The organism is Allomuricauda sp. F6463D, from assembly GCF_023015965.1.
In the GTDB taxonomy this organism is placed as follows: Bacteria; Bacteroidota; Bacteroidia; order Flavobacteriales; family Flavobacteriaceae; genus Flagellimonas.
Genome location: NZ_JALKAN010000005.1, coordinates 2,501 through 22,161 on the forward strand (window position 1 = coordinate 2,501; position 19,661 = coordinate 22,161).

18 protein-coding genes, 2 tRNA genes and 2 rRNA genes (1 of these 22 cut by a window edge) are annotated in these 19,661 nt (G+C 41.1%); 11 read left to right on the forward strand and 11 right to left on the reverse strand.

Annotation, left to right across the window (positions count from 1 at the left end; translation table 11 throughout):
- The 4 genes from MWU56_RS15770 to MWU56_RS15785 form a co-directional block, all read right to left on the reverse strand.
- Positions 1-479: ribosomal RNA gene (locus tag MWU56_RS15770) — 23S ribosomal RNA — on the reverse strand; it reaches 2,349 nt to the left of the window's first position.
- A 175-nt stretch (positions 480-654) separates the two neighbouring features.
- Positions 655-731: transfer RNA gene (locus MWU56_RS15775), tRNA-Ala, on the reverse strand.
- Positions 732-845: 114 nt separating this feature from the next.
- Positions 846-919 (reverse strand) — tRNA-Ile (locus MWU56_RS15780).
- 108 nt (positions 920-1,027) lie between these two features.
- A 16S ribosomal RNA gene (locus MWU56_RS15785) occupies positions 1,028-2,553 on the reverse strand.
- Together the 16S and 23S rRNA genes with 2 tRNA genes alongside form the textbook arrangement of a ribosomal RNA operon.
- A 441-nt stretch (positions 2,554-2,994) precedes the next feature.
- On the opposite strand from MWU56_RS15785, the gene thrS reads away from it, so the two are divergent.
- The 4 genes from thrS to rplT all read left to right on the forward strand — a co-directional run bounded on the left by thrS (position 2,995) and on the right by rplT (position 6,207).
- Positions 2,995-4,935: a threonine--tRNA ligase gene (gene thrS / locus MWU56_RS15790; protein ID WP_247046050.1), complete on the forward strand. Its 1,941-nt coding sequence runs from the start codon at positions 2,995-2,997 to the stop codon at positions 4,933-4,935.
- A gap of 37 nt (positions 4,936-4,972) precedes the next feature.
- The gene (infC, locus tag MWU56_RS15795) at positions 4,973-5,524 is read left to right on the forward strand and encodes a translation initiation factor IF-3 (protein WP_317236558.1); all 552 of its coding nucleotides are present in this window, start codon (positions 4,973-4,975) and stop codon (positions 5,522-5,524) included.
- Between the two features lie 47 nt (positions 5,525-5,571).
- A complete protein-coding gene (rpmI, locus tag MWU56_RS15800) occupies positions 5,572-5,769 on the forward strand; it encodes a 50S ribosomal protein L35 (protein WP_014033572.1) in 198 nt (65 codons plus the stop codon).
- Positions 5,770-5,862: 93 nt separating this feature from the next.
- Positions 5,863-6,207 (forward strand): 50S ribosomal protein L20, encoded by a 345-nt coding sequence (gene rplT / locus MWU56_RS15805; RefSeq protein ID WP_014033571.1) that lies wholly within the window; start codon positions 5,863-5,865, stop codon positions 6,205-6,207.
- A gap of 117 nt (positions 6,208-6,324) precedes the next feature.
- Here the strand turns inward: rplT and MWU56_RS15810 are convergent, their stop codons facing one another.
- Positions 6,325-6,747, reverse strand: a complete 423-nt coding sequence (locus MWU56_RS15810) for a secondary thiamine-phosphate synthase enzyme YjbQ (RefSeq protein ID WP_247046052.1) — start codon at positions 6,745-6,747, stop codon at positions 6,325-6,327.
- 100 nt (positions 6,748-6,847) lie between these two features.
- Between MWU56_RS15810 and MWU56_RS15815 the strand changes: the two genes are divergently transcribed.
- The 3 genes from MWU56_RS15815 (at position 6,848) to MWU56_RS15825 (ending at position 9,254) form a co-directional block, all read left to right on the forward strand.
- Positions 6,848-7,639: an HAD family hydrolase gene (locus tag MWU56_RS15815; protein ID WP_247046054.1), complete on the forward strand. Its 792-nt coding sequence runs from the start codon at positions 6,848-6,850 to the stop codon at positions 7,637-7,639.
- Positions 7,640-8,016: 377 nt separating this feature from the next.
- Entirely contained in the window at positions 8,017-8,262 is a 246-nt protein-coding gene (locus MWU56_RS15820) for a hypothetical protein (RefSeq protein ID WP_247046056.1), read from the forward strand.
- Between the two features lie 104 nt (positions 8,263-8,366).
- The gene (locus MWU56_RS15825) at positions 8,367-9,254 is read left to right on the forward strand and encodes a dienelactone hydrolase family protein (protein WP_247046058.1); all 888 of its coding nucleotides are present in this window, start codon (positions 8,367-8,369) and stop codon (positions 9,252-9,254) included.
- Here the strand turns inward: MWU56_RS15825 and MWU56_RS15830 are convergent.
- The 5 genes from MWU56_RS15830 to tgt all read right to left on the reverse strand — a co-directional run bounded on the left by MWU56_RS15830 (position 9,251) and on the right by tgt (position 15,537).
- Positions 9,251-10,573: an asparagine synthetase B gene (locus MWU56_RS15830; RefSeq protein ID WP_410548949.1), complete on the reverse strand. Its 1,323-nt coding sequence runs from the start codon at positions 10,571-10,573 to the stop codon at positions 9,251-9,253. The genes MWU56_RS15825 and MWU56_RS15830 overlap by 4 nt on opposite strands.
- Positions 10,542-12,089, reverse strand: a complete 1,548-nt coding sequence (gene dnaB / locus MWU56_RS15835; protein ID WP_247046060.1) for a replicative DNA helicase — start codon at positions 12,087-12,089, stop codon at positions 10,542-10,544. The genes MWU56_RS15830 and dnaB overlap by 32 nt, the downstream gene beginning before the upstream one ends.
- A 167-nt stretch (positions 12,090-12,256) precedes the next feature.
- Positions 12,257-13,210, reverse strand: coding sequence for an acetyl-CoA carboxylase carboxyltransferase subunit alpha (locus MWU56_RS15840; protein ID WP_247046062.1), 954 nt, complete (start codon positions 13,208-13,210; stop codon positions 12,257-12,259).
- Positions 13,211-13,324: 114 nt separating this feature from the next.
- Positions 13,325-14,407 (reverse strand): LptF/LptG family permease, encoded by a 1,083-nt coding sequence (locus MWU56_RS15845; protein ID WP_247046063.1) that lies wholly within the window; start codon positions 14,405-14,407, stop codon positions 13,325-13,327.
- Complete coding sequence (tgt, locus tag MWU56_RS15850) at positions 14,407-15,537, reverse strand: tRNA guanosine(34) transglycosylase Tgt (RefSeq protein WP_247046066.1); 1,131 nt, start codon at positions 15,535-15,537, stop codon at positions 14,407-14,409. The genes MWU56_RS15845 and tgt overlap by 1 nt, the downstream gene beginning before the upstream one ends.
- Positions 15,538-15,693: 156 nt before the next feature.
- Here tgt and MWU56_RS15855 point away from each other — a divergent pair, with 156 nt between their 5' ends.
- The 3 genes from MWU56_RS15855 to MWU56_RS15865 are packed head-to-tail and all read left to right on the forward strand — an operon-like array spanning position 15,694 to position 18,173.
- Entirely contained in the window at positions 15,694-16,539 is an 846-nt protein-coding gene (locus tag MWU56_RS15855) for a transketolase (RefSeq protein ID WP_247046068.1), read from the forward strand.
- Positions 16,540-16,556: 17 nt separating this feature from the next.
- Positions 16,557-17,510: a transketolase family protein gene (locus MWU56_RS15860; protein ID WP_247046070.1), complete on the forward strand. Its 954-nt coding sequence runs from the start codon at positions 16,557-16,559 to the stop codon at positions 17,508-17,510.
- Positions 17,511-17,561: 51 nt separating this feature from the next.
- Positions 17,562-18,173 (forward strand): outer membrane beta-barrel protein, encoded by a 612-nt coding sequence (locus MWU56_RS15865; RefSeq protein WP_247046072.1) that lies wholly within the window; start codon positions 17,562-17,564, stop codon positions 18,171-18,173.
- 74 nt (positions 18,174-18,247) lie between these two features.
- Here the strand turns inward: MWU56_RS15865 and MWU56_RS15870 are convergent, their stop codons facing one another.
- Positions 18,248-19,195 (reverse strand): FKBP-type peptidyl-prolyl cis-trans isomerase, encoded by a 948-nt coding sequence (locus tag MWU56_RS15870; RefSeq protein WP_247046074.1) that lies wholly within the window; start codon positions 19,193-19,195, stop codon positions 18,248-18,250.
- Between the two features lie 78 nt (positions 19,196-19,273).
- Here MWU56_RS15870 and MWU56_RS15875 point away from each other — a divergent pair, with 78 nt between their 5' ends.
- Positions 19,274-19,645 carry an RNA-binding S4 domain-containing protein gene (locus MWU56_RS15875; protein ID WP_247046076.1) on the forward strand — a complete coding sequence of 124 codons (372 nt, stop codon included), beginning with the start codon at positions 19,274-19,276 and terminating at the stop codon, positions 19,643-19,645.
- Positions 19,646-19,661 lie beyond the last annotated feature (16 nt).

Sequence of the window (19,661 nt, forward strand, 5' to 3'; positions counted from 1 at the left end):
TCACTATCGGTCTCCCAGGAGTATTTAGCCTTGGCGGATGGTCCCGCCGGATTCACACAGGGTTTCACGTGCCCCGCGCTACTCAGGATACCACTATCTTTAACGCTCCTTGCCTGTACCGGGCTATCACCGTCTACGGCCCCTCTTTCCAAAGGGTTCCAGTTCGTCGCGCAAAGAATATTGTGGTCCTACAACCCCGTCATTGCCGAAACAACAACGGTTTGGGCCAGTCCGATTTCGCTCGCCGCTACTCTCGGAATCACTCTTGTTTTCTCTTCCTCCGCCTACTTAGATGTTTCAGTTCAGCGGGTTCGCTTGCCTTGCGGCATGACAGGCCTTCAACCTGCCGGGTTGCCCCATTCGGACACCCACGGATCAATGCTCATGTGCAGCTCCCCGTGGTTTTTCGCAGCTTATCACGTCCTTCATCGCCTCTGAGAGCCTAGGCATCCCCCATACGCCCTTCTTTTGCTTGTCGCACCTGTACCTAAGTACAAATGCCCTCTCGTAATCCTTAATATTCTATTCTACTTCGTGTTTCTTCTTTGACTTCGCAATTACGGTAAAACCGTATCGCTCCGTCCCAATATGTCAATGAACTTTCTGGCAGATACCGCCCATGGTAATAAAATTACCCTGAACGAATCTTTGCCGTGGTGGAGAATATCGGAGTCGAACCGATGACCTCCTGCGTGCAAGGCAGGCGCTCTAGCCAGCTGAGCTAATCCCCCATTTTCAGTTGTCAGGTATCAGTTAACAGTTATCAGTTAATTGATGACCTATATGTCAACCTGGGTATCCCAACTTCTAAAATTTCCTATTCAATACTCAATGAACTTCTTTCGTAGTCTCAGGCAGACTCGAACTGCCGACCTCTACATTATCAGTGTAGCGCTCTAACCAGCTGAGCTATGAGACTGTCTTGGCCTTTTTTTGCCTGTATATCAAAAAACATATTATAAACGACAGCGTAAAGATAAAACCACCTCGTGCGGGACAAGGATATTCCGGACATCTCTTTCTCTAGAAAGGAGGTGTTCCAGCCGCACCTTCCGGTACGGCTACCTTGTTACGACTTAGCCCTAGTTACCGATTTTGCCCTAGGCCGCTCCTTACGGTGACGGACTTCAGGCACTCCCAGCTTCCATGGCTTGACGGGCGGTGTGTACAAGGCCCGGGAACGTATTCACCGGATCATGGCTGATATCCGATTACTAGCGATTCCAGCTTCACGGGGTCGAGTTGCAGACCCCGATCCGAACTGTGACCGGTTTTGTAGATCCGCGCCCCCTTGCGGGGTGGCTTCCCTCTGTACCGGCCATTGTAGCACGTGTGTAGCCCAGGACGTAAGGGCCGTGATGATTTGACGTCGTCCCCACCTTCCTCACGGTTTGCACCGGCAGTCCCGTTAGAGTCCCCATCTTTACATGCTGGCAACTAACGGTAGGGGTTGCGCTCGTTATAGGACTTAACCTGACACCTCACGGCACGAGCTGACGACAACCATGCAGCACCTTGCAGGCAGTCCGAAGAAAGGGGTGTCTCCACCCCATGCAGCCTGCATTTAAGCCCTGGTAAGGTTCCTCGCGTATCATCGAATTAAACCACATGCTCCACCGCTTGTGCGGGCCCCCGTCAATTCCTTTGAGTTTCATTCTTGCGAACGTACTCCCCAGGTGGGATACTTATCACTTTCGCTTGGCCACGGAGACCGAAGTCCCCACAGCTAGTATCCATCGTTTACGGCGTGGACTACCGGGGTATCTAATCCCGTTCGCTACCCACGCTTTCGTCCATCAGCGTCAGTACATGGTTGGTCACCTGCCTTCGCGATCGGTGTTCTATGTGATATCTATGCATTTCACCGCTACACCACATGTTCCGGCAACCCCACCATGACTCAAGACCTGCAGTATCAAAGGCAATTTTATGGTTGAGCCACAAACTTTCACCCCTGACTTACAGGCCCGCCTACGGACCCTTTAAACCCAATGATTCCGGATAACGCTCGGACCCTCCGTATTACCGCGGCTGCTGGCACGGAGTTAGCCGGTCCTTATTCTTACGGTACCGTCAGACACCTACACGTAGGTGCGTTTCTTCCCGTATAAAAGCAGTTTACAACCCATAGGGCCGTCATCCTGCACGCGGCATGGCTGGATCAGGCTCTCGCCCATTGTCCAATATTCCTCACTGCTGCCTCCCGTAGGAGTCTGGTCCGTGTCTCAGTACCAGTGTGGGGGATCCCCCTCTCAGGGCCCCTAACCATCGCTGCCTTGGTGAGCCGTTACCTCACCAACTAACTAATGGTACGCATGGCCATCCCTGTCCGATAAATCTTTAATCAATATATCATGCGATATATCGATACCATGGGGCATTAATCCAAGTTTCCCTGGGCTATTCCCCTGACAGGGGCAGGTTCCATACGCGTTCCGCACCCGTGCGCCGGTCGTCGGCGAAAAAGCAAGCTTCTTCCCGTTACCCCTCGACTTGCATGTGTTAAGCCTGCCGCTAGCGTTCATCCTGAGCCAGGATCAAACTCTTCATTGTATTTCCTTGAATGTCTGTCCGACACCCGGAAACCCGAGTCCCTGCATCAAAATGGTTATTCTCTTAATTCTACGCTGTCGTTACAATATGTATATGAACTTCTTTTTTTTNTTTTTTTTAACTCCGAAAAACCAAGATATCAATCCCGATCCTCCCTCGTTTACGCCCTGCCTTATCAGCTAAGCGGGTGCAAATATACGCACCTTATTTTCTTCCCACAAAATGTTTTTCAATATTTTTTTTAAAAAAATGCAAATAATTGATTTTCAACCTCTTAATATACATAAAAAACTAAACACTAGCAAAAAATACATTCAATTAAATGCTAACATAAGGATAAGTCTCTGATTGATTACAACTTACATTTGAATCACCTTCCTATTGTCAGCATCAAATCAAGGTAGTATCTTTGCGCACCATCCAAATATTAAAGGAGCGTAGATGATTGATATTACATTGCCAGATGGCGCAGTAAAGAAAGTTCCAGAAGGAACTACACCCATGGAAGTTGCCAAAAGTATCAGTGAAGGTTTGGCCCGAAACGTTATTTCGGCTAAATTCAATGGTACCACGGTTGAAACCGTAACTCCTCTAAAGGAGAGTGGCACCCTTACTTTATATACATGGAAAGATGATGAGGGCAAGAAAACTTTTTGGCACTCCACATCCCACGTTGTAGCCCAGGCATTGGAAGAACTCTATCCCGGTATTAAACTCACCATTGGTCCTGCCATAGAAAATGGATTCTATTATGATGTTGATTTTGGTGACCAAACAATTTCTGAAAAGGATTTTCCAAAGATTGAAAAAAAGGCTTTGGAAATTGCCCGGGGTAAACATGATTATAAAATGAGGAGTGTATCCAAGGCTGAAGCACTATCATATTATAAGGAACAAGGTAATGAGTATAAAGTAGAGCTAATCGAAAACCTTGATGATGGTATCATCACTTTTTGCGACCACAGCACCTTTACAGATTTATGTCGCGGTGGGCATATTCCAAATACAGGAATTATAAAAGCAATCAAATTGTTAAGTGTTGCTGGTGCATATTGGAGAGGTGATGAAAACAACACACAGTTGACTAGGGTATATGGTATATCCTTTCCAAAACAAAAGGAACTTACAGAGTACCTACATCTTTTGGAAGAGGCTAAGAAAAGAGACCACCGAAAATTAGGCAAGGAACTGGAACTCTTCACTTTTTCACAAAAGGTGGGTCAGGGACTTCCATTATGGTTACCCAATGGCGCCGCTCTTCGTGAGCGCTTGGAACAGTTTTTAAAGAAAGCTCAAAAGAAAGCTGGCTACGAAATGGTAGTTACACCACATATTGGTCAAAAGGAACTATACGTTACCTCTGGTCATTACGCTAAATACGGCGAGGACAGCTTCCAACCTATACACACCCCCAAGGAGGACGAGGAGTTTTTGTTAAAACCTATGAACTGTCCCCACCATTGTGAAATTTATAATAGCAAGCCATTCAGCTATAAAGATTTACCAAAGCGATATGCTGAGTTTGGCACTGTATATAGGTACGAACAAAGTGGGGAACTGCATGGATTGACAAGAGTAAGGGGCTTTACTCAAGATGATGCCCATATTTTCTGCACCACAGAACAATTAAATGATGAGTTTAAAAATGTTATCGACCTTACCTTATTTGTATTAAATTCTTTAGGGTTTGAAGATTTCACCGCACAGGTATCCGTAAGAGACCTAGAAAACCCAGAAAAATATATTGGTGATACTAAAGACTGGGAAAAAGCGGAACAAGCCATTATAAATGCTGCAGAAGAAAAAGGTTTAAACTATGTGGTAGAAAGTGGTGAAGCAGCTTTCTATGGACCAAAGTTGGATTTTATGATTAAAGATGCCCTTGGAAGAAACTGGCAATTGGGCACAATTCAAGTTGATTATAATCTTCCAAAACGTTTTGATCTAACTTACAAAGGAAGTGACAACGAACTCCACAGACCTGTAATGATTCACCGAGCTCCTTTTGGAAGTATGGAGCGCTTTGTTGCGCTGCTGCTCGAACATACAGGCGGAAATTTCCCCTTATGGTTGATTCCAACCCAAGCTATCGTACTGCCGGTCAGCGAGAAACACGAAAAATATGCAGAAAAAGTTTTGAATTCATTAGAAAATCACGAAATTCGCGCGCTCATTGATAACCGGAACGAGACGGTAGGGAAAAAAATCCGTGAAGCAGAACTCAAAAAAATCCCTTTCATGATTATTGTTGGGGAACAAGAAGAAGAGTCTGAGAGCATTTCCGTAAGGAGACATGGAGGTGAAGATTTGGGTAGTTTGAGCGTAGATACATTTTCGGACTTGGTAACTACTGAAATAAATAGTACCTTAAAGTCGTTCTAAAAAATTTAAGTTTAATTAAAAAGTTTACGTCATAGCAATAAGAAGAAGATTTAGACCCCAACCAAGGAGGGAAAACAAAAACCCTCACAACATCAATGAAAAAATTAAAGCCCAAGAAGTTAGGCTTGTTGGCGACAATGTCGAAGTAGGTGTTTATCCTATTTCCAAGGCTATGGAATTAGCCAACGAACAAGAGTTGGATTTGGTGGAAATTTCACCAAAGGCAGATCCGCCGGTCTGTAAGATTATAGATTATAAAAAGTTTCTATACGAACAAAAGAAACGCGACAAGGCCATGAAGGCCAAAGCGAGCAAAGTTGTCGTAAAAGAAATCAGGTTTGGTCCACAGACGGATGACCATGATTACGAATTCAAGAAAAGACATGCAGAGAAGTTCTTGAAAGATGGTGCAAAACTAAAAGCTTATGTGTTCTTTAAAGGACGATCCATCGTTTATAAAGACCAAGGCGAAATATTACTGCTCCGACTTGCCCAAGAACTCGAAGAGCTTGGAAAAGTTGAGCAAATGCCCAAATTAGAGGGTAAGCGTATGACCATGTTCATTGCGCCAAAGACAAACAAAAAATAAAAATCGGACGTAGTTCGGTGTAATAAGCGGAGTTAAATACTAGGAAAATGCCTAAGATGAAAACAAAATCCAGTGCCAAGAAGCGATTTAAGCTTACAGGAACTGGTAAAATTAAAAGAAAGCACGCCTTTAAGAGTCACATTTTGACAAAAAAATCTAAAAAGCGTAAGCTAAAGTTGACCCATTCCACTTTGGTTCACAAAGCGGATGAGGACAACATCAAAGAACAATTGCGTTTAAAATAATTGTTCCAACAGGTACATTAATTATTAACCATGGAGTCGGGCCCAAAAAAGTTCTCAATATTTGAGACGCCTGCTACAAAAAAATGACACATTATGCCAAGATCAGTAAATTCAGTTGCTTCAAGAGCTAGAAGAAAAAAAGTGATGAAGCAAGCCAAAGGTTACTTTGGAAGACGTAAAAACGTTTGGACAGTAGCCAAAAATGCGGTAGAAAAAGCAATGCTTTATGCTTACCGTGACAGAAGAAACAAAAAACGAACGTTCCGTTCCTTATGGATTACCCGTATCAACGCTGGTGCCAGAATGCACGGAATGTCTTACTCTCAATTTATGGGCAAAGTAAAAGCCAACGGAATTGAACTTAATAGAAAAGTTCTTGCCGATTTGGCCATGAACCACCCAGATGCTTTTAAAGCAATTGTTGAGAAAGTAAAATAAAAAAGTTAATATAAACTTACCCCGCTTATTCAAATCCCGCCTTGTGCGGGATTTTTTATTTTAGGTCCTTATTGAATTGACCAAATGGACTGGACTATAATCATTTTGACTGTTTCTCTATTGTCCGTAAGCAGTAATTACTATTTTTCTACCCGAAGCACGATTCCTGTGTTCACATAAATAAATACCCTGCCAAATACCCATATTCAATCTACCGTCTGTTATGGGAACTAGCACCGAAGCCCCCATCAACGAAGCTTTGATATGGGCAGGCATATCATCTGGCCCTTCATAATTGTGCACATAATACGGTGCATTCTCGGGAACCATTTTATTCATATGGCTTTCAAAATCCGTTCTCACCGTTGGGTCTGCATTCTCATTGATGGTCAAACTGGCTGAAGTATGCTTAATAAAAACTTGCAGGAATCCAGCACCGATCTTTTGTAATTCCGGAACAGCATCCAACACGGTATCCGTAATCAAGTGAAAGCCTCTTGAATATGAAGGCAATTGTATTTCTTTCTGATAAAAATTCATGAACAATAAAAATATCTCAAAACGAAATTAATATAAAGTTTACCAAAACGAAGGGGTCGGTTCCTGAATAACAAATAACTTTGTCTTATAATTATTTTATATGGATCTATCACAGATAAAAATGGTTGTTTCCGATATGGACGGAACATTACTGAATTCCAGCCATGAAGTTAGCACTCGGTTTTTTGAAATTTTCCAAGAACTCAAAAAGAAGAATATCATATTTGTTGCCGCCAGCGGAAGACAATACCACAGCATGGTTGATAAGTTGGAATCCATCAAAAATGAAATTATCGTGATTGCCGAGAATGGAGCTTTGATCAAGAAACAAGAGAAAACCTTACTTACTACACCAATCCACAACGCTGAGATCAACCGCATTCTAGACGCTCTATACCCTCTGAAAAATGTACACCCTGTCCTTTGTTGCCAGGACAACGCATTTGTAGGTGGCAATTCCGATGAGTTTATCGCTATGCTCCGAGAATACTATTCCGAATTTGAAATTGTAGACGACCAAAGAAAAGTTGATGCTGAAGTTTTAAAGGTCGCCGTTTACCATTTTGAAAATTCAGAAAAACACATATACCCAAATGTAAAACATCTGGAAGAAGACTTAAAGGTAAAGGTATCCGGTGCCAATTGGGTCGATATCTCCAATTTGAATGCACATAAAGGCTATGCACTACAAAAGGTAATGGATCACTATAAAATTGCCCCTCATGAGATTATGGTCTTTGGTGATTACAACAATGACTTGGAAATGTTGGAACTCTCCGATTACAGTTTTGCCATGGCCAATGCCCACCCCAATATATTGAAGACCGCCAAATACACCACCCACAGCAATAATGACTTTGGTGTGGAACGAATCCTGGAAAAGCTCATCTAGTCAACACTTTATCACTAACGATTTTTATTTGCTATCTTTATAACTAACAGGTACTTACAAAAGCACCACACTTCCCCCTATTCGTATATCTAAAAATCAACCTTCTGAAACGTTTAGGATATCCATTCGCAATACTATGTCTCCTTATTGGGTGTGAAACAGAGAAAAAAGCATCAAAAATCAATTATGATAGATCAAAAACCATAATCAATAAAAGTATTGAATCATGGGGCAACGCCTGGGAAACCGAAAATGTGGAACAAGCCATTAAATACTATTCCAACGAAACCGATTGGACCAATGCCTTTGAAGACCGAGCTAAAAACAAAAAAGAATTGAAAGAACTTTGAGATTTTATATTCGACCTGGATTTTGTCATGGTCGGGGAAAATGATTTCAGTGACAATGAAATTACTTACTTGAACGACTCCATTGCTATGGTGAAATCTCAGAATATAAGAAAAAACCAAGAATGGCCAGATGGAAGTAAAATGGATGATAGATATGTAAATCATTTACGAGTGTATAAAAATAAAGATGGTGAATGGCTAATTATCAACCATATGATAAGTCAGGCTTGGCCAAAAAGAAGACCTATCATTACTTCGGTAACCGAAAACTGAACCATGTATAAGCTTTTCAAATCATTTCTATACTTTTCCAATTTTCAAGAAAGTTCACATTGAGATAATTTGTATCTTAATAGGCAAACAACAATAGCAACACTATGGCACCTTTAAAAAAAGATAACATTAAACAAGAGGTTTATGACCTTTACGACAAGTACGCACATAACCAGTTAGACAGGAGAGAGTTTATGGAAAAACTTTCCGTTTATGCCGTTGGTGGTATAACAATTGCCTCATTGTTGAGTTTTATTATGCCGAATTACAAGGATACGCTCACCGTATCTCCGAACGACCCAACACTGGATTCCAAATTCATCACCTACAATTCCCCAGAGGGAGGTGGGGAGATCAAAGGTTTACTGTCCAAACCTAAGGAAAGCCAAGGCAAAATGGGCGGCGTAGTTGTGGTTCATGAAAATCGAGGCTTAAATCCATATATTGAAGATGTTGGGAGAAGAGCAGCTAAGGCAGGTTTTATCTCCTTGGCGCCGGATGCCCTTACACCACTTGGCGGTTACCCAGGCAATGACGATGAGGGCAGAACACTTCAACGTAAAAGAGACCGCAATGAAATGCTTGAAGATTTTATCGCTGCATACGAGTACCTCAAAAATAATGAAGATTGTAATGGAAAAGTAGGTGTTGTCGGGTTTTGTTTTGGTGGATGGATTTCCAATATGATGGCGGTAAAAGTTCCAGATTTGGCAGCTGCCGTACCTTTTTATGGAAGCCAACCTGCCGATGAAGAAGTCGCTCAAATCAAGGCACCTCTAATGATTCACTATGCGGGATTGGATGAAAGAGTGAATGCTGGCTGGCCTGATTACGAAGCCAAGCTAAAAGAGTTGGACAAAGCGTATGAGACCCATTTTTATCCAGATGTAAACCATGGGTTCCATAACAATACCACCCCTCGTTTTGATGAAGCTTCGGCCGATTTGGCTTGGGATAGGACCATCGAGTTCTTTAAAAAACACTTAGGCTAGGTTTTCTGTTTCTTTTTTTTGGCAGCAGGAAATAATACATTGTTCAAGATCAATCGATATCCTGGCGAGGTTGGATGCAACTCCAATTCTGTTTTTGGATCACCTACCCGGTGCTGGTAATCTTCCGGATCGTGGCCACCATAAAAGGTAAAAAAGCCTTTTCCTTTTATGCCATGGATGTATCTAGCTTCTCCATTGATTTTGTTTTCACCCAGGACCATCACTGTTGGTTTTACTTGACTTCGGGTAAAAGCCGTGGTCTGTCCCATAAAACCTTTCACCAAACTGGTATGGTTCTGGGTAAGCATGGTGGGTACAGGATCCCATTTGGCTGAAAATTCCATTAAAGAGAAATAATCCGATTCCTTAGGAACATTGGCTCGCTTGTTCGTCATATCTATTGAAGAGAACTCGTATCGGATGGGGTTACGCTCCAAAGTGAAATTGGTAAAAGCAAAAGTTTTACTGTAATCCAATTTGGCCTGGTAATTTGCATCGGAGGGGTCACCATCGAACATGGGCTCACAAATATCCACTTCTTCAGCAGCCAATGCAATATCAAAACTATCCGTGGCGGAACACATGGCAAACATAAAACCTCCACCGATTACATAGTTCCGAATTTTTAATGCCACTCCTAATTTTTCATCGGACACTTTAGAATACCCCAAGCTCTGCGCAAGGGATTCTGCTTCTGCTTTGGATTTAATATACCAGGGAGCAGCTCTGTAATGTCCATAAAAGCGTCCATATTGACCTGTAAAGTCCTCGTGGTGCAAATGCAACCAATCGTAGAGTGCTAATTTATCGCCAAGTACTTCTTCATCATAAATGGTGGTATATGGTATTTCTGCATAGGTTAATACCATAGTAACAGCATCGTCCCATGGTTGGTTTTCCTTTGGTGAATACACCGCTATTTTTGGTGCCTTTTCAAGAATTACAGCATCTTGGTTTTGCGACGGACTACTGATATCATCCAAAATCTCTGCCGCTTGTCCATCGGAAAGCACCTCAAAAGAAACCCCTCTGATTTGGCACTCCTTTCGAATGGCATCGCCATCGGGCAATATAAAGGAGCCTCCGCGATAATTGAGCAACCATTGCACTTTTTGCTGCTTGGCAAGCACCCAATAGGTGATTCCGTATGCTTTTAAATGATTTTTTTGCCCTTCGGAATCCATTGGAATAAGGATTACAGAGGCAAAAGATTGAAAAGTAACTAATAAGAAGAAGGCAAAAATAAGATTTCTAGCATTCGCTCGAGCTGAAATCAATTGCGATATTTTAGAAAGGTACGTCATTATCATCTGGGCCATCGTCACTGTTCATTGCACTACCAAATGCATCATTCGCACTAGGAAGGTTTGGTGTTGCAAAGGGATTTTCTTCGTCCGCATTCATCTTCGATTGGAATTCGAATGGGGAATCAAAGTCATCCAAGTTATCAAATTTACCTAGAGCACCAACAAATTTTAACCTAATATTTTCTAAACCTCCATTACGGTGTTTCGCTACAATAAACTCTGCCTGTCCTTGTGTGGGGGTACGTTCTTCATCGTCCCACTCATCAATTTTATAATATTCCGGTCTATAGATAAACGAAACAATATCCGCATCCTGTTCAATAGCACCTGATTCCCTCAAATCAGAAAGAATAGGTCGTTTGCTGCCTCCACGGGTTTCAACGGCCCTAGATAATTGGGATAGCGCAATTACCGGAACACTCAATTCCTTGGCCAACGCTTTTAGGTTACGCGAAATAGTCGAAATTTCTTGCTCACGGTTACCGCCTTTTTGGCTACCACCAGCGGTCATCAATTGTAAATAATCTATTACAATAAGCCTAATATCATGTTGCGAGGCCAATCGTCTTGCTTTGGCCCTTAAATCAAAAATAGATAGCGATGGGGTATCATCTATAAATAAAGGTGCTTTTTCCAGTGTCTTCACCTTTACATTTAGTTGCTCCCACTCATGCTTTTCAAGTTTTCCTGTTCTCAACTTTTCAGAAGACAATCCTGTTTCTGAAGAAATCAAACGAGTAATCAACTGTACAGAAGACATTTCCAAAGAGAAGAACGCTACGGGAATATTCGAGTTTACTGCAATATTTCGGGCCATGGAAAGCGTCAATGCAGTTTTACCCATACCTGGTCTTGCTGCCACGATTATCAAATCACTGGGCTGCCAACCTGAGGTAAGTTTGTCCAACTTATCAAATCCGGAGGGGATACCACTGAGTCCTTCCTTATTGGATATTTCCTCTATTCTTTTTTTGGCCTGAATCACCAAATTCTGTGCTGTTTCAGCAGAACGCTTTAAATTACCTTGAGTAACCTCATACAATTTTGCTTCGGCATTGTCCAATAGATCAAAAACGTCGGTTGCATCGCTGTAAGCATCCTCAATTATATCGTTGGATATTTTGATTAGACTTCTTTGGATATATTTTTGAAGTATTATTCTTGCGTGAAACTCAATATGTGCTGAAGAAGCTACTTTTTGAGTAAGTTTTATCAAATAAAAATCACCGCCCACCGCTTCCAGCTTACCATCCTTTTTTAATTGGGAAGAAACCGTTAATAAATCTACTGGTTCGGAAGATTCAAACAATTTAAAAATGGCCTCGTAAATGTATTTATGAGCGTCTTTATAGAAAACATCAGGGTGCAGAATATCGATTACTTCGTCGACTCCCTTTTTATCAATCATCATAGCCCCCAGCACAACCTCCTCTAAATCAACTGCTTGAGGTGGTATTTTTCCTTTCTCAAGATTGATCAGTGTAGATTTTTCCACACGACGTCCTACAATGGGGCTGGGTTTTTCCATGAATACGAAAGTAGCTAATTAACTTATGGTTGACTTTAGTTTAGACTGATACGATTTCCACAGGTACTCAACAATTGGATTGTTGATAACTTAAAATACCTGTTAACAACATAAAAAAAAACTTGGATATAACCTAATGAAAAGGGTGAACCCCTGAAAAACAAGTTTTATTCACTGTAGACTCCCATATCCGCATATTTTTCCATACGGGTTTTCACTAATTCTTTTGGTGATAACTTTTTAAGTTCTTCAAAATGGGAAGAAATTTTGTTTGCAACGGTTTCAAATGTTTTCGTCCTATTGGAATGTGCACCGCCCAGTGGTTCTTTTACAATTTCATCCACCAGCTTTTGCTTCTTCATATCAGTTGCGGTCAATTTTAATGCTTCTGCAGCTTGTTCTTTATATTCCCAACTTCTCCAAAGAATGGATGAACATGATTCGGGTGAAATAACGGAGTACCAAGTGTTTTCCAACATTAACACTTTATCCCCTACTCCAATGCCCAATGCACCTCCTGAAGCTCCTTCTCCGATAATGATAACGATGATTGGAACTTTGAGACGTGTCATTTCCAAAATATTTCTGGCAATTGCCTCGCCTTGTCCTCTTTCTTCCGCCTCAATACCAGGATAAGCACCCGGAGTGTCCACAAAACAAACTACCGGTATTTTAAATTTTTCCGCAGATTTCATCAACCGAAGCGCTTTTCGATATCCTTCTGGATTGGCCATACCAAAATTTCGGTACTGACGTGTTTTAGTATTGTATCCCTTTTGTTGACCGACAAACATGTAACTCTGGTCACCAATTTTTCCTAGTCCGCCGACCATGGCCTTATCATCACTTACATTTCTATCGCCATGAAGCTCCAAAAAGGTGTCTCCACAAATAGCATTAATGTAATCCATGGTATATGGTCGGTTGGGGTGTCTCGACAATTGTACTTTTTGCCAAGCCGTAAGGTTTTTATAGATATCCTTTCGGGTCTGCGCTAGTTTTTTTTCGATTTGGGAGCACGTTTCTGTAACGTCCACTTCACTTTCTTCCCCAATCACCATACATTTTTGAAGTTGGTCTTCAAGTTCTTTGATAGGGAGTTCAAATTCTAGATATTCCATGGGAAGTCTTTTATTTTCACGAAAAACAATGGGGACAAATATATAACTTTATGGGATACCCTCATGAATTACACAAGTCTTTTAACGCCAGTAACATAATCTATTATTAGTGGTTTATCGCTTAGCTTTCATGAGCATATAAACGGCAAAAACACCAAAAATGAGGTTTGGAATTACCACGGCAAGCAAGGGTGAAAAGCCAGATTGTTCTGCCAGTGTACCAAAAACTTTATCAAAGAATATGTATACAAAAGCCACCCCAATACCAAAGGCCAGGTTTAATCCCATACCTCCCCTTCGCTTAACGGAGGAGACGGCTACCGCTATTACTGTAAGGATAAAAGCAGCAATGGGAAGTGCCCAACGTTTGTACTTTACCAAAACATAGGCATTTATATTGGAAGCACCTTTCCTACGTTGATCATCAATAAAATCGTTAAGCTCGAAAAGGTTCTTGGTCTCCGCCACATAAGAAACCGGTGTAAGATCATCTATTTTAAATGAAAAAACGGTATCCAAGCGACGCTTTGAGTTGATAAACTCTGTTTCGTTGCGTATTTCCCGTTTTTCGTAATTCGTCAATCTGTAAATACTATCGTCTTCAATCCATCTGATATTGCTAGCGGAAATTTTATAGTCCAACTTACCAATGGTATCGAAATGCTCATAGGTAAAATTATAACCGATTTGGCGGTTTGGATCAAAACTGCTCACATATATATAATCATTTTCGTTCAATTGATTGAAGATATTTTCCGTTACCCTATCTCTTTTACCTTTTTTAAAATACTTGTACTCAAACTCATTAAAGCCAATACTGGCATGGGGCACAATGAACATTCCCATCATAAAAATAAGTATGGCCACCAAGGTTGCACCTACAAAATAAGGTCTTAAAAAACGCCAAAACGACACTCCTGAACTCAAAATAGCTACAATCTCGGTGTTACTGGCTAGTTTAGAAGTAAAGAATATTATAGATAGAAAAAGAAAAATTGGCAGCAATAGGTTACCAATTACCAAGGTGAAATTGCCATAAAACACAATGACCTCGGCCAAGGGGGCTTCATTATCTATGATTTTACCTATTTTCTCCGCCAAATTGGCCATGATACCAATAGGGACAAATAGCAACAACATACCCAAAAAAGTAATCAGGTAGCGTTTTAGAATATATCTATCAAGTATGGTGAACATTATAGTCTTTTATCCATTTGATTGACCATTTTGGTTTTCCATTCCAAAAAATCTCCAGCTAAAATACGTTCTCTTGCGGTACGTACCAACCACAAATAAAAGCCTAAGTTATGAATTGTGGCAATTTGCTTACCCAAATATTCATTGGCGGCGAATAAATGTCGAAGATAGGCCTTGGAATATTCAGTATCCACATAGGTTATATCCATTTCATCAATCGGGGAAAAATCGTTTTCCCATTTTTTATTTTTGATGTTGATGGTTCCGTGTGCAGTAAACAGCATACCATTTCTGGCATTCCGGGTAGGCATCACACAATCAAACATATCCACGCCCAATGCTATATTCTCCAAAATATTGATTGGTGTTCCAACTCCCATCAGGTATCTTGGTTTATCTTCTGGAAGAATATCACAGACCAACTCAGCCATTTCATACATTTCTTCAGCCGGCTCACCCACTGAAAGTCCACCAATGGCGTTTCCTTCAGCTTCGACAGAGGCAATGTATTCTGCGGATTGTTTCCTTAAATCTTTGTAAGTAGAACCTTGGACAATAGGAAAAAAAGTTTGTGAATAACCATATTTGAACGGAAGTTTCTCCAAGTGATTAATACATCTATCCAACCACCTGTGCGTCATATGCATGGAGCGTTTGGCATATTGATAATCACATGGGTATGGAGTGCACTCATCAAAAGCCATAATGATGTCCGCACCTATGGTACGTTGTATTTCCATTACATTTTCAGGTGTAAAAAAATGTTTGGACCCATCAATATGGGATTTGAAATTCACTCCTTCTTCCTTAATCTTTCTATTATTCGATAATGAATAGACTTGGTAGCCGCCGCTGTCCGTCAAAATAGGTCGGTCCCACCCCATAAACTTATGTAGACCTCCAGCTTCTTCCAAAATTTCCGTTTTCGGCCTCAAATAAAGATGGTAGGTATTTCCCAAAATTATATCGGGATTAATCTCATCTTTTAATTCTCGTTGGTGCACTCCCTTTACCGTGGCCACCGTTCCCACTGGCATAAATATTGGGGTCTGGATAGTACCGTGATCGGTAGTAAGCTCCCCTGCCCTAGCCTTAGTTTTACTATCCTTCTGTAATAAGGTATAATCCAATTGATTGTTTTAGAACCGCAAATATAACCAACTCAATTTCGTTGATCCTTAACAAAAAAATAAAGTTATCAAGCATAAGCCCTTAGATAAGTGCAGGTTTTACACTTGTTTTCCACGAATAATGCCATTACATTTGAGGTCTAAATTAAACACACAATGCCGAACACGCAAGAAATACAAGACCTGGTAGTTCAGGTAAGAAGGGACATTTTACGAATGGTCCATAAAGTAAATTCGGGACACCCGGGAGGCTCTTTGGGCTGTACTGAATTTTTGGTAGCACTCTATAACGAGATAATGGATTTAAAAGACGGCTTTGATATGGATGGAGTCGGAGAAGACCTCTTCTTCTTATCGAATGGCCATATTTCTCCACTATTTTATAGTGTTTTGGCCCGTAGAGGCTACTTTCCTATCGATGAGCTAAATACTTTTAGGCTAATTGATTCCAGACTACAAGGACACCCTACCACACATGAGGGATTGCCAGGTATTCGCGTGGCATCTGGCTCTTTGGGCCAGGGAATGTCCGTTGCAATTGGTGCGGCTTTGGCAAAAAAATTGAACGGTGACGACCATTTGGTTTTCAGTCTTCATGGAGACGGGGAATTGCAAGAAGGCCAGAACTGGGAGGCCATTATGTATGCGGCAGGTAATAAAGTAGACAATCTTATCGCTACGGTTGACCGAAATGGACAGCAAATAGATGGTAGTACCGAAGATGTACTTCCATTAGGAGATATCGGAGAAAAATTCAAAGTATTTGGATGGGATGTTCTGGAAATTGAGAATGGAAATGACCTGGAACAAGTAATCGCTGGTTTGCAAGAAGCTAAAGGAAGAACTGGTAAAGGAAAGCCTGTTTGTATTGTTATGACAACCGAAATGGGCAACGGTGTAGATTTTATGATGCACACCCATGCTTGGCATGGCAAAGCTCCAAGTGATGAACAATTAGCCATCGCATTGGAACAAAACCCAGAAACTTTAGGCGACTACTAACATAGAATAAAGACACAATGACTAAATATACAGATCAAGGAAAACAAGATACCCGAAGCGGATATGGCGCGGGAATGACAGAACTGGGAAGAACCAATCCGAATGTAGTGGCCCTTTGTGCTGACCTCATCGGTTCACTTAAAATTGATACGTTTATCAAGGAAAATCCTGAACGTTTCTTTCAAGTGGGAATCGCAGAAGCCAATATGATGGGAATAGCTGCCGGTCTAACCATTGGAGGAAAGATTCCTTTTGCTTCTACCTTTGCCAATTTTGCAACAGGTAGGGTTTACGATCAAATCCGTCAATCCATTGCATATTCCGATAAAAATGTTAAAATATGTGCTTCGCACGCTGGATTGACTTTAGGCGAGGATGGTGCTACGCATCAAATTTTGGAGGACATAGGATTGATGAAAATGTTACCTGGAATGACGGTAATAAATCCATGTGATTTTAACCAGACCAAAGCTGCTACCATTGCAATCGCAGAACACCATGGCCCAGTCTACTTACGTTTTGGAAGGCCCAAAGTAGCCAATTTCACACCTGTTGACCAAAAATTTGAAATTGGAAAGGCACTTATGCTCAACGAAGGTACCGATGTGACCATTTTGGCCACAGGGCATTTGGTATGGCAATCGCTACTTGCCGCTGAAAGTTTGGAAAACCAAGGCATATCTGCAGAAGTAATTAATATCCACACCATAAAACCTTTGGATGACAAGGCAATTTTGGATTCTGTAAAGAAAACAGGTTGTGTTGTAACTGCTGAAGAACACAATTATTTGGGCGGACTAGGCGAAAGTGTAGCACGTGTTTTGGCAACCCATAATCCTACACCCCAAGAGTTTGTGGCCACACAAGATACTTTTGGCGAAAGTGGAACACCAGAACAACTTATGGAGAAGTATGGTTTGAACAATAAAGCCATCGAAGCGGCCGTTTTAAAAGTGTTGAAGCGAAAATAGTTTCAATAGAATATCCCTATGGATATTTTTCAACCTTTTAAAACAACACTTATGAAAAAAACGTTTTTAGTCGCAGTACTCACCTTAATAGGGACGGCTGCAATGGCCCAAAGTGGTTCAGGATTTGGTGTCAAAGCCGGTCTGTCGTACAACAAGAATGGTGATTTAATCAGTTCTGTTGGGGATGGAGGTTCGGATATCGTAGAAGGGGCCGAAGGTAAAACCGGTTATCATTTTGGATTTTGGGGCAAATTGGACTTTCCTAAGATTTACTTAAGACCGGAGTTGGTCTATTCCAAAACAAAAAGTTCGTATGATGTGGATGGTGATTCACAAGACTACGATGTTTCCAAATTGGATTTGCCCGTGCTTTTAGGTTATAAGTTAATCGGCCCATTACACATTTTTGCGGGACCTGCTTTTCAATATACCTTAAACAATGATTTAGGTGACATTGAAGTAGAAGATGTTGAAAATGACTTTACCGTTGGCTTAAACGCCGGTGTAGGGGTCAATCTTGGCAAATTGGGCTTGGATGTAAGATATGAGCGGGGCTTCTCTGAAAATGAAGCAGAAATTATAGGAGAAAGCGTTACGGATATATCCGGTAGAGTTGATTCGAGACCATCTCAAATCATCTTTGCCCTCTCTCTTAAATTGTAACTCATATCATAATTAGGTATAAAAAAATCCCCGTTGCGTGCAACGGGGATTTTTATTTTATAGCATTCTAGCAACTAGTTTGTGTCTGGGTCTAAATAATCCGGAATACCATCTCCATCAGAATCTGGATATGGAAATATGATATTACCATCGTCATCAGTTATCTCATTCCTAGTGGAAACTCCATCGCCATCGTCGTCTGGATCTAAATAATTTGGTAATAGATTAAAGGTTTCTTCATCTGCATTTGTATTATCATCTCGAAGATATCTATTCCCGTTTAAATCCTCTTGGATAGAAGGAATCCCATCATTATCGCTATCCGTATCTTCAACAAACAATCCCAATTCAACTTTAAAAAGCAAAGGAGCATAGGTACCTGCCGTACCCACAGACCCATTAAAGGCAGCCAAACCTGACGGCATTACAATGATGCCCAAACCACTATTAGTAATTTGATAGGTTCCATCGGAATTATCAACTACTTGGTCTGAAGTTCCCGCCTTCAAATTAGAAACACCATCTCCATAGCCCCTATATGTCGAGGGTAGCTCTTGCCAAACAAAATCTTGACTTTCATCAAACAATGTACCGTCCAATGTAGATCCTTGATACCTTACCAAAGTAGAGTCTGCGTAAGTAGGGCTTTCCCCTCCCCCTTCTCGTACCTGAATAAAATAATAGGTATGTGGTATATCTTCTTCATCTTCGCTCAAACCTAAATGATCAGAAGATACGTTGAGTGTAAACGCCTCGGCATCTTCCATCAACGATTTTTTATCTGCATTCGCACCAGCGATGGTATCAATGGTGATTTTATAATCAAAACCTTCAGGCGGTGCATCAAAATCTTCGTAATTATAAAAATGGGTGTTTAAAAATTCCCTGATTGTTTCATCATCTTCGGGTTCCACATCACTTAACAAACTTGGTGGTATAACAACAACGTCATCATCGTCATCTTTCTTACAGGAGGTGAATGTTACCGCAAAACATATAAAAACTAAAATTCCGAATCTCATCAAGTGTGATATTTAGGGGCGCAAGATACAATTTTCCGTTATTTTTGTTCTGTCCATTAACAAAGATTTGCAAAGACCATGCGGATAGACAAGTACCTTTGGTGTGTTAGATACTTTAAAACTAGGAGCATTGCATCCAATGCTGTGAAAAAAGGACACGTTAAAGTGAACGGAAGTGCTGTAAAACCATCCCGCGATGTATATCCGATGGATAAAATAATAGTCCGAAAAAACCAGATTGATTATCAACTCACTGTCTTGGACATTCCAGAAAGTAGGGTTGGTGCCAAATTGGTGGATATCTATCGCAAGGATACCACTCCTAAAGAAGCATTTGAACACAACGAACTGTTGCAATACGCCAAAAAACATTATCGTAAAAAGGGTTTGGGCAGACCTACAAAAAAAGACCGTAGGGATTTGGATGATTTTATTGACGAATCGGAATAAACTGTTTTTATATCTT

Excerpts from the sequence above, each read along its gene's own strand:
- MWU56_RS15825 (WP_247046058.1), top strand. The coding sequence starts at position 8,367 with ATGGCACCTTTAAAAAAAGATAACATTAAACAAGAGGTTTATGACCTT.
- rpmI (WP_014033572.1), top strand. The coding sequence starts at position 5,572 with ATGCCTAAGATGAAAACAAAATCCAGTGCCAAGAAGCGATTTAAGCTT.
- MWU56_RS15840 (WP_247046062.1), bottom strand. The coding sequence starts at position 13,210 with ATGGAATATCTAGAATTTGAACTCCCTATCAAAGAACTTGAAGACCAA.
- MWU56_RS15830 (WP_410548949.1), bottom strand. The coding sequence starts at position 10,573 with ATGGCCCAGATGATAATGACGTACCTTTCTAAAATATCGCAATTGATT.
- MWU56_RS15855 (WP_247046068.1), top strand. The coding sequence starts at position 15,694 with ATGCCGAACACGCAAGAAATACAAGACCTGGTAGTTCAGGTAAGAAGG.
- thrS (WP_247046050.1), top strand. The coding sequence starts at position 2,995 with ATGATTGATATTACATTGCCAGATGGCGCAGTAAAGAAAGTTCCAGAA.
- MWU56_RS15865 (WP_247046072.1), top strand. The coding sequence starts at position 17,562 with ATGAAAAAAACGTTTTTAGTCGCAGTACTCACCTTAATAGGGACGGCT.
- MWU56_RS15870 (WP_247046074.1), bottom strand. The coding sequence starts at position 19,195 with ATGAGATTCGGAATTTTAGTTTTTATATGTTTTGCGGTAACATTCACC.
- MWU56_RS15860 (WP_247046070.1), top strand. The coding sequence starts at position 16,557 with ATGACTAAATATACAGATCAAGGAAAACAAGATACCCGAAGCGGATAT.
- MWU56_RS15815 (WP_247046054.1), top strand. The coding sequence starts at position 6,848 with ATGGATCTATCACAGATAAAAATGGTTGTTTCCGATATGGACGGAACA.
- rplT (WP_014033571.1), top strand. The coding sequence starts at position 5,863 with ATGCCAAGATCAGTAAATTCAGTTGCTTCAAGAGCTAGAAGAAAAAAA.
- MWU56_RS15875 (WP_247046076.1), top strand. The coding sequence starts at position 19,274 with ATGCGGATAGACAAGTACCTTTGGTGTGTTAGATACTTTAAAACTAGG.
- MWU56_RS15810 (WP_247046052.1), bottom strand. The coding sequence starts at position 6,747 with ATGAATTTTTATCAGAAAGAAATACAATTGCCTTCATATTCAAGAGGC.
- dnaB (WP_247046060.1), bottom strand. The coding sequence starts at position 12,089 with ATGGAAAAACCCAGCCCCATTGTAGGACGTCGTGTGGAAAAATCTACA.
- MWU56_RS15845 (WP_247046063.1), bottom strand. The coding sequence starts at position 14,407 with ATGTTCACCATACTTGATAGATATATTCTAAAACGCTACCTGATTACT.
- MWU56_RS15820 (WP_247046056.1), top strand. The coding sequence starts at position 8,017 with ATGGTCGGGGAAAATGATTTCAGTGACAATGAAATTACTTACTTGAAC.